12 protein-coding genes are annotated in these 13,926 nt (G+C 68.8%); 8 read left to right on the top strand and 4 right to left on the bottom strand.

Annotated features, from left to right (window positions below):
- Positions 1-113: 113 nt before the first annotated feature.
- Positions 114-5,600, top strand: coding sequence for an ATP-binding protein (locus tag A37U_RS0110690; protein WP_020496634.1), 5,487 nt, complete (start codon positions 114-116; stop codon positions 5,598-5,600).
- A gap of 63 nt (positions 5,601-5,663) precedes the next feature.
- Here A37U_RS0110690 and A37U_RS0110685 read toward each other — a convergent pair whose 3' ends face one another.
- Both A37U_RS0110685 and A37U_RS0110680 read right to left on the bottom strand, forming a co-directional pair.
- The gene (locus tag A37U_RS0110685; protein ID WP_020496633.1) at positions 5,664-6,257 is read right to left on the bottom strand and encodes a TetR/AcrR family transcriptional regulator; all 594 of its coding nucleotides are present in this window, start codon (positions 6,255-6,257) and stop codon (positions 5,664-5,666) included.
- Complete coding sequence (locus tag A37U_RS0110680) at positions 6,244-7,107, bottom strand: alpha/beta fold hydrolase (protein ID WP_020496632.1); 864 nt, start codon at positions 7,105-7,107, stop codon at positions 6,244-6,246. Before A37U_RS0110680 ends, A37U_RS0110685 begins: the two co-directional genes overlap by 14 nt.
- 243 nt (positions 7,108-7,350) lie before the next feature.
- Between A37U_RS0110680 and A37U_RS0110670 the strand changes: the two genes are divergently transcribed.
- Positions 7,351-7,920 (top strand): TetR/AcrR family transcriptional regulator, encoded by a 570-nt coding sequence (locus A37U_RS0110670; RefSeq protein WP_026197082.1) that lies wholly within the window; start codon positions 7,351-7,353, stop codon positions 7,918-7,920.
- 697 nt (positions 7,921-8,617) lie between these two features.
- On the top strand, positions 8,618-9,094 hold the full coding sequence (locus A37U_RS0110665) for a nitroreductase family deazaflavin-dependent oxidoreductase (protein ID WP_020496629.1): 477 nt from the start codon (positions 8,618-8,620) through the stop codon (positions 9,092-9,094).
- A 6-nt stretch (positions 9,095-9,100) separates the two neighbouring features.
- Here the strand turns inward: A37U_RS0110665 and A37U_RS54380 are convergent, their stop codons facing one another.
- Positions 9,101-9,226, bottom strand: coding sequence for a cupredoxin domain-containing protein (locus A37U_RS54380; RefSeq protein WP_276140749.1), 126 nt, complete (start codon positions 9,224-9,226; stop codon positions 9,101-9,103).
- A 9-nt stretch (positions 9,227-9,235) separates the two neighbouring features.
- Here A37U_RS54380 and A37U_RS0110655 point away from each other — a divergent pair, with 9 nt between their 5' ends.
- The 3 genes from A37U_RS0110655 to A37U_RS0110645 all read left to right on the top strand — a co-directional run bounded on the left by A37U_RS0110655 (position 9,236) and on the right by A37U_RS0110645 (position 12,079).
- Positions 9,236-9,568, top strand: a complete 333-nt coding sequence (locus tag A37U_RS0110655; RefSeq protein WP_020496627.1) for a helix-turn-helix domain-containing protein — start codon at positions 9,236-9,238, stop codon at positions 9,566-9,568.
- Between the two features lie 240 nt (positions 9,569-9,808).
- Positions 9,809-10,888, top strand: a complete 1,080-nt coding sequence (locus A37U_RS0110650; protein ID WP_026197081.1) for a hypothetical protein — start codon at positions 9,809-9,811, stop codon at positions 10,886-10,888.
- A 90-nt stretch (positions 10,889-10,978) separates the two neighbouring features.
- The gene (locus tag A37U_RS0110645; protein WP_020496625.1) at positions 10,979-12,079 is read left to right on the top strand and encodes a calcium:cation antiporter; all 1,101 of its coding nucleotides are present in this window, start codon (positions 10,979-10,981) and stop codon (positions 12,077-12,079) included.
- A gap of 102 nt (positions 12,080-12,181) precedes the next feature.
- Here A37U_RS0110645 and A37U_RS0110640 read toward each other — a convergent pair whose 3' ends face one another.
- Positions 12,182-12,808, bottom strand: a complete 627-nt coding sequence (locus tag A37U_RS0110640) for a YHS domain-containing protein (protein ID WP_020496624.1) — start codon at positions 12,806-12,808, stop codon at positions 12,182-12,184.
- Between the two features lie 68 nt (positions 12,809-12,876).
- Here A37U_RS0110640 and A37U_RS0110635 point away from each other — a divergent pair, with 68 nt between their 5' ends.
- Positions 12,877-13,656 (top strand): helix-turn-helix domain-containing protein, encoded by a 780-nt coding sequence (locus A37U_RS0110635; protein WP_026197080.1) that lies wholly within the window; start codon positions 12,877-12,879, stop codon positions 13,654-13,656.
- A 4-nt stretch (positions 13,657-13,660) separates the two neighbouring features.
- A complete protein-coding gene (locus A37U_RS54375; protein WP_020496622.1) occupies positions 13,661-13,792 on the top strand; it encodes a hypothetical protein in 132 nt (43 codons plus the stop codon).
- Positions 13,793-13,926 lie beyond the last annotated feature (134 nt).

Raw genomic sequence — 13,926 nt, 5'->3', positions numbered from 1 at the left:
AGCCGGACATGGTGTACCGCCCGGTAACGGGGCAGGCTTGGGGTCGAGGTACAGGCGATGCTCCGAGATCCGGACATCGCCTGCTACGTGTGTCGTTTCGGGAGGATCAGCCGGTGTTCAAGCGTGTCGCAATCGTCAACCGTGGGGAAGCCGCGATGCGGCTCATCCACGCCGTCCGGGATCTCCGTGCGGAAACCGGGACGCGGATCGAGACGGTCGCGCTCTACACCGACGCGGACCGTTCGGCGACCTTCGTGCGGGAAGCGGATCTGGCGTACTCGCTCGGCCCGGCCTCGGCGCGGCCGTACCTCGATCACGCGGTGCTCAAGCAGGCGCTGGTAGACACCGGGGCGGACGCGGCCTGGGTCGGCTGGGGTTTCGTCGCGGAGGACCCGGCCTTCGCCGAGGTCTGTGAGGAAGTCGGGGTCACGTTCATCGGGCCGAGCGCCGAGGCGATGCGCAAGCTCGGCGACAAGATCGGCGCCAAGCTGATCGCCGAGGAGGTCGGCGTCCCGGTCGCCCCGTGGAGTCGCGGCGAGGTCGCCGGCCTTGAGGAGGCGGTGCAGGCCGCGGACCGGATCGGCTACCCGCTGATGCTCAAGGCGAGCGCGGGCGGCGGCGGTCGCGGAATCCGCAAGGTCACCAGCGCCGAGGACCTCGCCGATGCCTATGAGCGCACCAGTTCCGAAGCGCTGCGTGCCTTCGGTTCCGGGGTGGTGTTCCTCGAACGGCTGGTCACCGGGGCCCGGCACGTGGAGGTCCAGGTCATCGCGGACGGCCAGGGCACCGCCATGGCGCTTGGCGTGCGGGACTGCTCGGTGCAGCGGCGCAACCAGAAGATCATCGAGGAATCCGCCTCCCCGGTGCTCGGCGAGGAACAGACTGCCGAGCTGAAGGCCTCGGCCGAGCGGCTCGCCGTCGCGGTCGGCTACCGGGGCGCGGCCACCGTGGAGTTCCTGTACCACCCCGGGGAGAAGCTGTTCGCCTTCCTCGAGGTGAACACCCGCCTGCAGGTCGAGCACCCGATCACCGAGAGCACCACGAGCACCGATCTGGTCAAGCTGCAGCTGCACGTGGCCTCCGGGGGCAAGCTCTCCGGCCCGCATCCGGTCGAGCTGGGGCACGCGGTCGAGGCACGGCTCAACGCCGAGGACCCGGACCGGGACTTCGCGCCCGCCCCCGGCCGGATCGCGAAGCTGACGTTGCCCGCGGGCCCGGGAATCCGGGTGGACACCGGGGTTTCCGAGGGCGACACCATTCCCGCCGACTTCGACTCGATGATCGCCAAGATCATCGCCTTCGGCCGGGACCGGGACGAGGCACTGGCCAGGCTCCGCCGCGCGATGGCCGAGACCACGGTGATCATCGACGGCGGCGCGACCAACAAGAGCTTCGTGCTCGATCTGCTCGACGCGCCGGAAGTGATCGACGCCAGCGCGGACACCGGCTGGATCGACCGGGTGCGCGCGGAGGGCCGCCTGGTCAGTCAGCGGCATTCGGCGATCGCGCTGACCGCGGCCGCCATCGAGGCCTACCTCGACGAGGAGACCGCCGCCCGCCAGCAGCTGCTGTCCTCCGCGTTCGGCGGGCGCCCGCAGGTGCGCAGGGAGAGCGGCCGTCCGCTGGACTTCAAGCTCCGCGGCGTCGGCTACCGGGTGACCGTGGTCCGGGTCGGCCAGAAGCGATTCCGGATCGGTATCTCCGCCGGTGGCGAGGTGCACCACGCCGATGCCGAGCTGGAGCGTTTCGACACGCACAGCGGCCAGATCACGGTCAACGGTCACCAGTTCCGCCTGGTCACCGGCACGCACGGGCCGATCCACCTGGTCGAGGTGGACGGGGTCACGCACCGGGTCAGCCGCGATGAGGGCGGCGTGGTCCGCTCGCCCGCTCCCGCGCTCGTGGTCGCCACCCCGCTCGCGGTGGGCGATGAGGTCGAGGCGGGGGCGCCGGTACTGGTGCTGGAGAGCATGAAGATGGAGACGGTGCTGCGCGCGCCGTTCAACGCCAAGGTCTCCGAACTCCCGGTCTCGGTCGGCAGCCAGATCGAGACGGGGGCCCCGCTGCTGCGCCTGGAACCGCTCGCCGATGACGAGGACGAGCAGGATTCCGGTGCTGGACAGAACTCGGGGGCCGAGGCCGAGATCGACCTGCCCGCCGAACCGGGAACGGTTTCCACCGAACAGCGCGTGGAGCGCGGCCTGCAGGACCTGCGCAGCCTGCTGCTCGGTTTCGACCTCGACCCGCACGATGAGCGCCGGGTACTCGACGACTACCTGGACGCGCGCAAGGCGGCCATCGCCGAAGACAAGCGTCCACTCGCCGAGGAACTCGGGCTCATCGACGTGTTCGCCGATCTCGCCGAGCTGAGCCGCAACCGGCCGAGCGGGGAGGACGGCGCGGAAAGCCATGTGCACAGCGCGCGGGAGAACTTCCACACCTACCTGCAAAGCCTGGACGTGGAACGGGCCGGGCTGCCGGAAACATTCCAGACGAAGCTGGCCAAGGCACTGAGCCGGTACGGCGTCACCGAGCTCGAGCACACCCCCGAGCTCGAGGCCGCGGTATTCCGGATCTTCCTCACCCAGCAGCGCTCCTCGGCGGACGCGGGTGCGGTCGCCGCCCTGCTGCGCGCCTGGCTGCAGGAGCCGCCGCCGGACGAATCGCTGCGCGAACCGGCGGGCCTGGCGCTCGAACGACTGGTCTCGGCCACCCAGGCCCGGTTCCCCGCGGTCTCCGATCTCGCGCGCGGTCTGGTGTTCGCCTGGTTCGGCCAGCCGCTGCTGCGCCGCATCCGGGCCCGGGTCTACGCCGATGTCCGCAGGCATCTGCGCCACCTGGACGCGAACCCGGAGGCACCCGATCGCGCCGAGCGCATCGCCGAGATGGTGCGCAGCACCGAACCTCTCGTGCGGCTGCTCGGCCAGCGCCTGGTGCGCATGGACGCCGAGCCCAAGGACAACACGGTCATGCTGGAGGTGCTGACCAGGCGCTACTACGGCAACAAGGGGCTCACGAACCTTCAGGTCAGCGAGAACGCGGGTGCCACCTTCGTGGCCGCCGACTACCCGGGTTCCCGGGTGGTGTCCTGCGCGGTGAGCTTCGACGGGCTCGGAGGGGCACTGCGCGGGCTCGCGGAGCTGGCCGGAACCGGTGAGGCCATCGACGCCGACATCTACCTGTCCTGGGAGAGCCGCCCGCAGGATTCGGATGCGGCGGTCGCGGCACTGCACGAGGTCATCGGCGCGCACCCGCTTCCGGACCGGGTCCGCAGGCTCACCACCACGGTCGCGGGCAGCGGCGGAGCGGTGATGCACCACCACTTCACCTTCCGCCCGTCCACCACCGGGATGAGCGAGGAACGGCTGATCCGGGGGCTGCACCCGTACATCGCGCAGCGGATGCAGCTGGAGCGGCTGAGCAAATTCGATCTCACCCGGCTGCCCTCCTCGGACGAGGAGGTGTACCTGTTCCAGTGCGTGGCACGGGAGAACCCGGCCGATGACCGGCTGGTCGCCTTCGCCCAGGTGCGGGACCTGACCGAACTGCGCGAGCACGACGGCAGGCTGATCGCGCTGCCCACCGCCGAGGACACCATCGACGCCTGCCTGGACTCGATCCGCCGCGCGCAGTCCCGGCGGGGCGACCCGAAGAAACGCTTCAACACCAACCGGATCGTGGTCTACGTGTGGCCGCCGAGCGATATCACCCGCGCGGAACTGGAGCGGATCACCGAACGCGTGCTGCCCACGACCGCGGGCGCCGGGCTCGAGGAGATCCTGTTCATCGCGCGGCAGCGGGACGCCGAAACCGGGGAGCTGACCAAGATCGCGGTGCGCGTGCGGTTCGACGCGACCGGACGCGCCGAACTCGATGTCGGTGCGCCCTCGAACGAGCCGGTCGAACCGCTGGACGACTACCGGCAGAAGGTGCTGCGCGCCAGCAGTCGCAACACGATCTACCCCTACGAGCTCACCGGACTGCTCGGCGAGTTCACCGAGCACGACCTCGACGAGGGCAGCGCGCTCGTCCCGGTCGACCGGCCGCGCGGGCGGAACTCGGCCGCGATCGTCGCCGGGATCGTGTCCACGGCGACCGAGCGCCATCCCGAAGGGGTGCGGCGGGTGATTCTGCTCGGCGATCCCACCAAATCGCTCGGCGCGCTCTCCGAACCCGAGTGTTCCCGGGTCATCGCCGCCCTCGATCTCGCCGAGCGGTTGCAGCTGCCACTGGAGTGGTACGCGCTTTCCGCGGGTGCCCGGATCTCCATGTCCTCGGGCACCGAGAACATGGACTGGGTCGCAGCCGCGCTCAAGCGGATCGTGGAGTTCACCCAGTCCGGTGGCGAGATCAACATCGTGGTCGCGGGCATCAACGTCGGCGCCCAGCCGTACTGGAACGCCGAGGCCACGATGCTCATGCACACCAAGGGAATTCTGGTGATGACCCCGGATTCGGCGATGGTGCTCACCGGTAAGGAGTCGCTGGACTTCTCCGGTGGTGTCTCGGCCGAGGACAACTTCGGCATCGGCGGTTACGACCGGGTGATGGGCCCGAACGGGCAGGCGCAGTACTGGGCGCCGAACCTCGCCGCCGCGCGGGATGTGCTGCTGAGCCACTACGACCACACCTACGTCTGCCCCGGGGAGGCCACACCGCGCCGCGCGGGCAGCACGGATCCGGTGGACCGGGATGTGTCCGGCTACCCGCACGCGATCGTGGGCAGCGAGTTCACCTCCGTCGGCGAGATCTTCTCCGCCGAGCACAACCCGGACCGCAAGAAGCCGTTCGACATCCGCACCGTGATGCGCGCGCTCTCGGACCAGGACCATCCGGTGCTGGAACGCTGGGCGGGCATGGCGGACGCGGACACCGCGGCCGTGCAGGATGTGCATCTCGGCGGGCTGCCGGTGTGCCTGCTCGGGATCGAATCCCGCGCGGTGCCCCGGCGCGGTTTCCCGCCGACCGACGGGCCGGACACCTACACCGCGGGCACCCTGTTCCCGCGGTCCTCGAAGAAGGCGGCGCGCGCGATCAACGCGGCCTCGGGCAACCGGCCGCTCGTGGTGCTGGCGAACCTGTCCGGTTTCGACGGTTCCCCCGAGTCGATGCGCAAACTGCAGCTGGAGTACGGCGCCGAGATCGGCCGCGCGATCGTGAACTTCTCCGGGCCGATCGTGTTCTGCGTGATCTCCCGCTATCACGGCGGCGCGTTCGTGGTGTTCTCCAAGGCGTTGAACCCGAACATGACGGTGCTCGCGCTCGAGGGTTCGTTCGCCTCGGTACTCGGCGGCGCCCCCGCGGCGGCCGTGGTGTTCTCCGGCGAGGTCAACAAGCGCATCGCGAACGACCCGCGGGTCACCGAACTGCAGGCGCGAATCGGTGCGGCGGGCGGCACCGAGCGGGCCACGCTCAACTCACAGCTCGCCGAGGTACAGGCGAATGTGCGGGCGGAGAAACTCGGTGAGGTCGCCACGGAATTCGACCGGGTGCACAGCATCCAGCGCGCGGTCGAGGTCGGTTCGGTCGACGCGATCGTCAGCGTGGCGCAGCTGCGGCCGCGCATCATCGAGGCCATCGAGCAAGGGCTGCAACGCTAGAACCGAGACGTTGAGAGCCGAGACGTTGAGAGCCGAGACGTTGAAAGCTGGGACGTTGACAGCTCAGGACTGGAGCAGGCCGGAGACGAGCAGCAGCAGTGACTGCTCGGCATCGGCTCGGGCCTGCTCCGGGTCCTCGGCGTTGGCGATGATCAGGCTCACCTCGATGATCGCGCTGAGCAGCAGTTGCGCGAGCGCGGGAATCGGTGCGGGGCGCAGGATTCCCGCCGCGGCCGCGCCGCGCAGCGCCTCGGTGATCAGCCCCAGCCCGTGTTCGGTCTCCAGTTCCCGCCACGCTTTCCAACCGAGCACCGCGGGCGCGTCGGTGAGCGTTATCTGGATGACCTCCGGACGCTGGCAGCTGTCCAGGTAGCAGCGGAGCGCGGCGACCATGCCCTGCCACAGCTCCGGATGGCCCTGGATCGCCTCGGCGACCTCCGCGGTGATCTCCTGCTCGATCTGTTCGAGCACGGCGAGGAAAAGTCCCCGCTTGTCGCCGAAATGATGATGCAGCGCCCCACGGCTCAACCCGGTGGCCGTGACCAGTTCTTCGGCGGACACCTGGGTATAGCCGTGCGCACCGAACAGTTCGCGAGCGGTCGCGATCAGCGCGGTCTTCGTCTCGCGGGAGCGGTCGACTTGGCTACGACGGGGCATGCTGGCCGGCGAACTCCAGAATCAGCTCGGCCAGGCGCTGCGGCTGGTCAATAGGACTGAACGTGTACGAATCCGCGATGAATCGCAGGCTCGCGTTCGGCAGGTCACCGGCGAGCCGGTGCGCGAGGCTGGCCGGGAAGAGTCGGTCCGCACTCGACCAGGCTAGCAGCACCGGCTTGGTGAACCGGGGAAACTCGGTCGCCGCCGCCTGTGTGTACCGGCGGTGCGCGCCTGCGTTGAACCGTCGCAGATCCCGGCGCACGGCCGCATTGTTCCGCGCGGGCGCCAGGAAGGACTCGCGTACCTCCAGCGGCACACCCCGCTTGCTCAGCATGCCGTACGCCAGCGGATGCAGCACGGGGAACCGCAGCAGCTCGGTCAGCAGCCGCATCGATCCGGGAATACGCGCGAACAGCGTGAGCAGCTTCAGCGATCCCGGGAAGAACTGCTCATAGCAGTCCGAAGAGGTCAGCACCACCCGGCCGATACGCTCCGGATGGCGGGTGAACAGCAGCTGGGTGAGCGCGCCGCCGGTGTCGTTCGCGACCACGGTGACATCCTCGAGGCCCAGTTCGGCGAGGAACCCCGCGATCAGATCGGCGACCGCGGGCGGGGCGAGATCCTGGCCGAGCGCCGGGATCTCCTGCGAACCGAGCGGCCAATCCGGGGCCAGACAGCGGTACCCGGCCGCACTGATCTCCGGGACGAGCTCATGCCACAGATCCGCGTTCGCGAACACCCCGTGCACGAACACCACCGGCGGCCCAGCGCCCGTGTCGTGATAGCGGATCCGGGTACCGCCTACGGTGACCTCGTGGGCCGGGCCGAGTGTCTCGCTGTGCTGCGCCATGGCGACCTCCTGGGAACGTTGCCATAAACATACATGCAGTATGTATGTTGAGCAAGGATGCTTGTCCGGAACACGGCACGACGCCGAGCCCGGGGAGCGCGCCGGGTTCCCGAGTTCATCGGACGCCAGCAGCCATCCGCTCGGCCGCATCGGCGAACCGTCGGACTCCGCCGCGGACGAGAGCGTCCACTGAAGCGGCCTAGAATTGGGCGGACAACCAAGATGATCGCCGAGGAGGAGCCCGTGCCGGATGCGACGGCCGGACGAGGCCGTGCGACCCGCGAACGGCTGCTGACCGCTGCCGTCGAGCTGGTAGGCGAGCTCGGCTGGAGTGGTGTGACGACGCGCCTTGTCGCCGAACGCGCCGGCGTCAACCCCGGCCTCGTGCACTACCACTTCTCCTCGGTCGCCGAACTGCTCAGCCAGGCTTGCGGTGGCTACGTACGGCGATTGCTCGATGAGACTGCGGCCGCACTCACCGCGCACGACGACATCGAGGCCGGGATGCACTGGCTGCTCGATGAGCTGTGCCGGTACAGCGGTCATAATTCCGCCTCGCTTCCACTGGTCGAGGCATTCCTCGCAGCGGGGCGCGATCCGTTGCTGCGCACCGAGCTGGCAGCCGTCCTCGCCGATTTCCGCGGCTGCGTCGGCGATTGGCTGCGCGCACACGGGAAACACGACCAGGCCGAGCCCATCGCGGCGCTACTGGGGGCCGCGCTGGACGGGCTCGCGCTGCATGGTTCGGTCGACCCTGATTTCGACATCAGGAGCGTGGCCGGGCCGCTGTGCCGGTTGATGGTCGAGGATTAGCCCCGAACGCGGTCGGCTCGGTTGCCGAATTGCCGGTATTCGGGTGGGGTGAATTCGGGTTTGCCGTGGTGGATGTGGACATCCTATTCTGTGTTGTGGATGAGGGTGTGGTGGTGGGCGCATAGGAGCACTGTGTCGTTTTCGGTGGTATGGCCGCCGTTGGTGCGGTCCCGGCATCCCGTGTCGAGTACTTCGCCCTCGCTGCCGAGGACGGTGGGAATGATTCCGGCGCCGCGGGCGGCGTAGCCGCGTGGCCGGGATGATGGCGCCGTCCATAGTGGTGGCGCCGATGCCGTCGCGCAGGGCTTGTTCGGTCATGGTGGCCATGATGGTGAACGGTTCGCCCCCGTTGTCGGGACGATTCTCCGGGTTCGCCGCGAGCTGGACGATGTCGGCGAACGCGTCGGTGTCCCTGGGCATCCAATGGTGGGCGTCCACCCGTTTTCGACAAAACCGGCTACAGACAACGCCACGCTGTCGAATGTGGCATCAGCCTGCTCAAACAACACCGTGCGGTCGCCACTCGTTACGACGAATTCGCCGTCCGCTACCAAGCCGCTATCGCCGCCATCAACATCTGGCTACGACACATGTGAAACACGAACTGGCGCAGCGCCGCGGGTTCGGCTATATTTGGGCGAGTGCCCAAATTGGGCGATCGCCCTACTGTCCCGAACTCCGGCACCCGAGGAGAGCCATGCAGGTCATCAAGAAACCCGCTCCACCGACCGGACTCCCCCGCCTGCTGTTCCGCCTGCCGATCCGGCTCTACCGGTTGCGGCTCGGCTGGCTGCTCGGCTCACGGATGCTGCTGCTGACGCACACCGGCCGGGTATCCGGGAAGCCGCGACAGGTGGTGATCGAGGTGGTCGGCAGGGATGAGCGCACCGGAAGTTACTTCACCTGCTCGGGATTCGGCCAGAAGTCGGCCTGGTACCGCAATGTGCTGGCCACCCCACAGGCGCGGATCCAGGTCGGCAATCGCGCCGTCCCCGCCCTCGCCGAACCACTCGAAACCGAGGACGGCGCGGAGGTGATGGCCGACTACGCGGTGCGGCATCCGCGGGCGGCGCGGCGGCTGGTGCGGTTCATGGGCTTCGCCGTCGACGGCACTGCCGAGGACTACCGCGAGGTCGGCAGGAACCTGCCCTTCGTCCGCTTCACGCCCGAATAGCGCGGCTCAGCGGATTACCTGGAATTGCACGAGGTGGATGTGCACCGAGTGGTGGAAATCGGTGGTGAACCGCCTGATCTCGGTGGCATCGAGTCTCGCGGTCACCACCGGCTGCACGGAACTGGCCGCCATCGGCCTGGTGTGCACCGAGGTGACCGGCGAGGACGGCATCGCGCCACCCGGGAACTGCTCGCCGCGCCGGATGCCGGGGCGAACGAATTCCTGCTCAAGGACACCGATCCGGCCGAACCGCGGAACGCGATCCGCATGGTCGCCGCGGGTGCGGCCCTGCTCGCCCGCACGATCATCCGCCCCCTCATCGACGCTTACACCAGCGGCCATGGGCTCACCGAACGGGAGTTCGATGTGGTGCACCTGGTGGGGCGCGCACGACCGCGCCCCACTGGTGATCTCCGCATACCGGACCGGGCTCGCCGATCCGCCGTGAGCATCCGGGCGCACCGAACGGGGTAGGCCGAACGCCGCAGTGGGCGCGGCCATTCGCTGCGCCACACGCGCCCGTTCGCCGCAACGCCGAGCCGGTTGCACGTCTGTTCCGGTGATCGACGGCTGAATGTCCCGAACGGTCCGGGAGCTACTTTCGGTGAACACGTACCCACCCAGCGCCGGGTGTTCCGCGCGGATTTCCTGCCGCAGAGTCTGCTCGGAAGCCTGGTGACGCCCGGTCGCCGGGGCGGAGTGTGGAGGACGAGTATGCGAGCTGGTGTGCGAGTGGGCACCGCTGTGGCCATCGCCTCGATCGCGATCGCCGGATCGATCGGCACCGCGGGCGCGGCCACCGGGGACGACGCGCCCGGTCTGAAGGCCGCGGTGGACAAGCTGAAACAAGACGTCACCCGCCTGGAAAACGGTTTGCGGGCCAAGGGAATCCGCACCGAGACGGGAAACAGTCTGCTGGACACCGGGACCGGAAGCCGCGCGGGCTGCACCCCCGGCGCACTGCTCGGCTGGGCGGACCAGCTCAACAAGGCCATGTCGAGCCAAGAGCAACGGGGTTCGGGCCTGCTCGGCAGCCTCGCCTTCGACTACGCGGGAAGCGTTGCCAAGGAAGGGCCGGACCAGAAGTTCGGCACCGATGGGCAGTACACCGAGCAGAGCACCGGAACCATGAACAAGCTCCGCTCTTTCTGGGACATCCAGAGCAAGGACATCCAGCTGGTTCCCGCGCACGGCACCGATCTGGCCGATCCGGCCAAGGTGACGAAACTGTTCTCGCTCGTGGACGGCGCGGAACAGGCCAAGACCGATGCCGCGGACGTGCATACGGTGCTTGCCAAGATTCCGGAACTGAAGAACGGCCGTAGTCCGGTTCTCACCTTCAACGCCTATTCCGCGCCCGGTCCGGACAAGCGCATCGAGCTCGGGGACGGAATTCTGGATGCCGCGGCCAAATTCGGTTTCGGCCCGATCGGCGTTCCCGTCGTACTCGCGCACGAATACGGTCACCAGAATCAGTTCGCGAACAACTACGATGCGAGCGGTCCCGCACTGGAAATGGGTGCGGACGCGTTCTCCGGATATTTCGTGACGCACCCGAATGGCATGGGATTCGACGGCGCGGCCCAGGGCAAGGCGACCGAACTCAGCTCGTCCATCGGCGACTGCCAGGACGACCACGGCAGCCCGCAGCAGCGTTCGGCGGCGACCCGGTGGGGTGAGAAGCAGTACGCGGACCAACAGGATCCGAAAGCGGTACGCCCGAGCGCCGAGTTCATCACCGCGTGGAAGAAGGAATTCCCGGTGCTGCATCCGGACGGCGCGCGCAAGTCCTGACCCGCCCGGACCGGCGCAATACCCGAGACCCGGCGAGCGGCATGACATCCTGGAGCCCGAACACGATTCGGCTACGGGAGGAGTCTGCGGATGAGCACGGTGATCCGGGCGGTGACGGCGCGATGGACGCTGTGGGTTCCCCTGCTCGCCATCATCGCGCTCATCGCCACCTGGGGCCGCGCCCTGCATCCCGCCGTAGCCGGGCTCGTGGCGCTGTTCCTCGCCGGTGCCATCCTCGCCGCGGTGCACCACGCCGAGGTGGTCGCGCACCGGGTCGGCGAACCGTTCGGTTCACTCGTGCTCGCGGTCGCGGTGACCGTGATCGAGGTGGCCCTGATCGTCACGCTGATGGCCGACGGTGGAGCGAAATCGGCCACCCTCGCCAGGGACACCGTGTTCGCCGCCGTGATGATCACCTGCAACGGGATCATCGGGCTCGCCCTGCTCACCGGGACACTGCGGCACCGCACCGTGTCCTTCCACGCCGAAGGCACCGGCGGGGCGCTGGCCACGGTCGCCACCCTGGCCACGCTCAGCCTGGTGCTGCCGACCTTCACCACGACCACTCCCGGTCCCGCTTTCTCCCCGGCACAACTCACCTTCGCCGCGGTCGCCTCGCTGATCCTCTATGGACTGTTCGTGACCATGCAGACGGTGCGGCACCGCGACTACTTCCTGCCGGTCTCCCCGGACGGAACCCCGCTCGAGGAGCAGGAGCATGCGAACCCGCCGAGCTCCAAGGCGGCACTGATCAGCCTCGGCCTGCTGCTGGTCTCGCTGATCGCCGTGGTCGGGGACGCCAAAGCGGTTTCGCCGACCATCGAGGCCGGCGTCTCCGCCGCCGGGCTGCCCCAGGCGGTGGTCGGGGTGATCATCGCACTGCTCGTGTTGCTTCCGGAAACCCTGGCCGCCGTGCGCGCGGCGCGCCGGGACCGGATGCAGACCAGCCTCAACCTCGCCCTCGGTTCGGCCATGGCCAGCATCGGGCTCACCATTCCCGCCATCGCCGTCGCCTCGATCTGGCTGCGCGGCCCGCTGGTGCTCGGCCTGGACGCCACACACACGGTGCTGCTCGCGCTGACCGTCGTCGTCGGCTCGCTGACCGTGGTTCCGGGCAGGGCGACGCTGTTGCAGAGCGGGGTGCATCTGGCGCTGTTCGCCGGATTCGTGTTCCTCGCGATCAGCCCCTGAGGCCCGGGTTCCCGACCCTGCCGAAGGAATCCCACCCGCCATCGGTTTCCCCGCCGATGCCCCGGTCTCGCCCCGCGCGAGACCGGGGCATCTCGCCCTGAATCAGGCCTGGCTCAGCCCATGTTCGCGGGCGTAGGCGTCCCGGCAGGACTGCGCGCAGAAACCGAGCGTGGCGCCGTCGTGTTCGAGCAGGATCGTACCCTTGCCCCGGTGCACGAGCATGCCGCAGACCGGATCGAGCAGCTTGCCCTCCGGAATCGGGCCGAGTTCACCGGATTCGGCGAGGACACGGAATTCCTCGGTCATATAGGCCAGAATCGCGTCGGCATCGGCCGCCTTGCCATTCAGCCCGATACTGCCCTCGGCGACCCCGAACACGTTGATCCACAGGTCCCCGCCCGCCCTGGTCCAGCCCTTTTCCCGGTCCACACCGGTGATCGCGGAGCGCACGGCGCCGATCACGTGCCGCGCCGTTTCCGCGCGCCACGCCTCGGGAACCGTGATGCTCGCGAGCACCGGGGGCGCCGCCCCGGGCCGCACCGGCCCGTCCCCGGTGTGCCAGCCGTGCAGTTCCCGGAACGCGATATGGGTCATCCGGCGCGCACGGCGCATGGTCGCCTCCGGCGCCTCCTGCGCCGTCGTGATCAGTTCGGTGATCGACTCGGCGATGCTGCCCCGCTCGGTATCGGTCAGTGCGCCCGCCGGATGTGCGATCTCGATCAGAAACATGACCGTGATCCTCGTGGTCCGCGCCCGATCCGTCGATTACCTCAGGAGTAATCGCCTACTGTGGTCGCATGAGTCCTGCGGTGGGCACCCTGTTGCGCCAGTGGCGGCAACGGCGGCGACGGTCCCAGCTCGATCTCGCGCTCGCCGCCGAACTGTCCGCGCGGCACCTGAGCTTCGTGGAGACCGGACGGGCGAACCCGAGCCCCGCCGTACTCGGCAGGCTCTGCGCCGAGCTCGATGTTCCGCTGCGCGAACGCAATGCGCTCTATCTCGCGGCCGGGTTCGCCCCGGTGCACACCGAACGCCCGCTCGACGACCTCGGCGTGGTGCGGGCCGCGGTGGAGGCCATCCTCGCCGGGCACGAACCGAACCCCGCGGTCGCGGTGAACGCGCACTGGGATCTGCTCGCCGGAAACCGCGCGATGGCCCGGTTTTTCACCGGAATCCCGCGGTCGCTGCGTGAACCGCGGGTGAACATGCTGCGGGCCACCCTGCATCCGGACGGGCTCGCGTCCCAGCTGCGGAATCATGCGCACTGGCGCGAGCACACCCTGCGCCGGGTGCGCCGCCAGCTCGACCGGACCGCCGATCCGGAACTGGCCGGGCTGCTGGCCGAGCTGACGAGCTACCCGGCACCGGAGCCGGGCGAAGCACCCGTGCCGGACACCGGACCGGTTACGCCCATGCGGCTGCGCACCGAGGCCGGTGAGCTCTCCCTGCTCTACGCGGTCACCGTCTTCGGCTCCCCGCGGGATGTCGCCACCGACGAGATCGCGATCGAGACCTTCTTCCCCGCTGACGAGGCGACCAGGGACATCCTCGCCGCGCTCGCGGCCACGGAGCAGTGAAGCCGTGGTCCATCCCGGTGAACTGGGTTCCCGGCACATCGAGATCGACGAGCCGAGCCTGGCCCGGCTCTACGACTATCTGATCGGGACGGGCACAACTTCGAGGCTGATCACGCCGTGCGGGCAATTCGGGTGACACCGGAACTCGCGCCCGTTTTTGGCCATTCTCCGATGCTCATCGACTGGCATGCGACAGCCCATCGGCTCATCCGGTGAGAGGCTGAGCGGAACACCCTCTTCACGACCAGCGACTGTTCGTCAGGAGATGAT

The organism is Sciscionella marina DSM 45152 (assembly GCF_000379465.1).
GTDB classification, from domain to species: domain Bacteria; phylum Actinomycetota; class Actinomycetes; order Mycobacteriales; family Pseudonocardiaceae; genus Sciscionella; species Sciscionella marina.
Note: the sequence above shows the minus strand (reverse complement) of the source record. Positions and strands in the feature narration are given on the sequence as shown.

Bases quoted from the DNA above. Each gene is read 5' to 3' on its own strand.
- A37U_RS54380 (WP_276140749.1), bottom strand. From the start codon at position 9,226: ATGGCGGCCAGTTCCGTGCAGCCGGTGGTGACCGCGAGACTCGATGCC.
- A37U_RS0110645 (WP_020496625.1), top strand. From the start codon at position 10,979: ATGAGCACGGTGATCCGGGCGGTGACGGCGCGATGGACGCTGTGGGTT.
- A37U_RS0110665 (WP_020496629.1), top strand. From the start codon at position 8,618: ATGCAGGTCATCAAGAAACCCGCTCCACCGACCGGACTCCCCCGCCTG.
- A37U_RS0110635 (WP_026197080.1), top strand. From the start codon at position 12,877: ATGAGTCCTGCGGTGGGCACCCTGTTGCGCCAGTGGCGGCAACGGCGG.
- A37U_RS0110640 (WP_020496624.1), bottom strand. From the start codon at position 12,808: ATGTTTCTGATCGAGATCGCACATCCGGCGGGCGCACTGACCGATACC.
- A37U_RS0110680 (WP_020496632.1), bottom strand. From the start codon at position 7,107: ATGGCGCAGCACAGCGAGACACTCGGCCCGGCCCACGAGGTCACCGTA.
- A37U_RS0110650 (WP_026197081.1), top strand. From the start codon at position 9,809: ATGCGAGCTGGTGTGCGAGTGGGCACCGCTGTGGCCATCGCCTCGATC.
- A37U_RS0110685 (WP_020496633.1), bottom strand. From the start codon at position 6,257: ATGCCCCGTCGTAGCCAAGTCGACCGCTCCCGCGAGACGAAGACCGCG.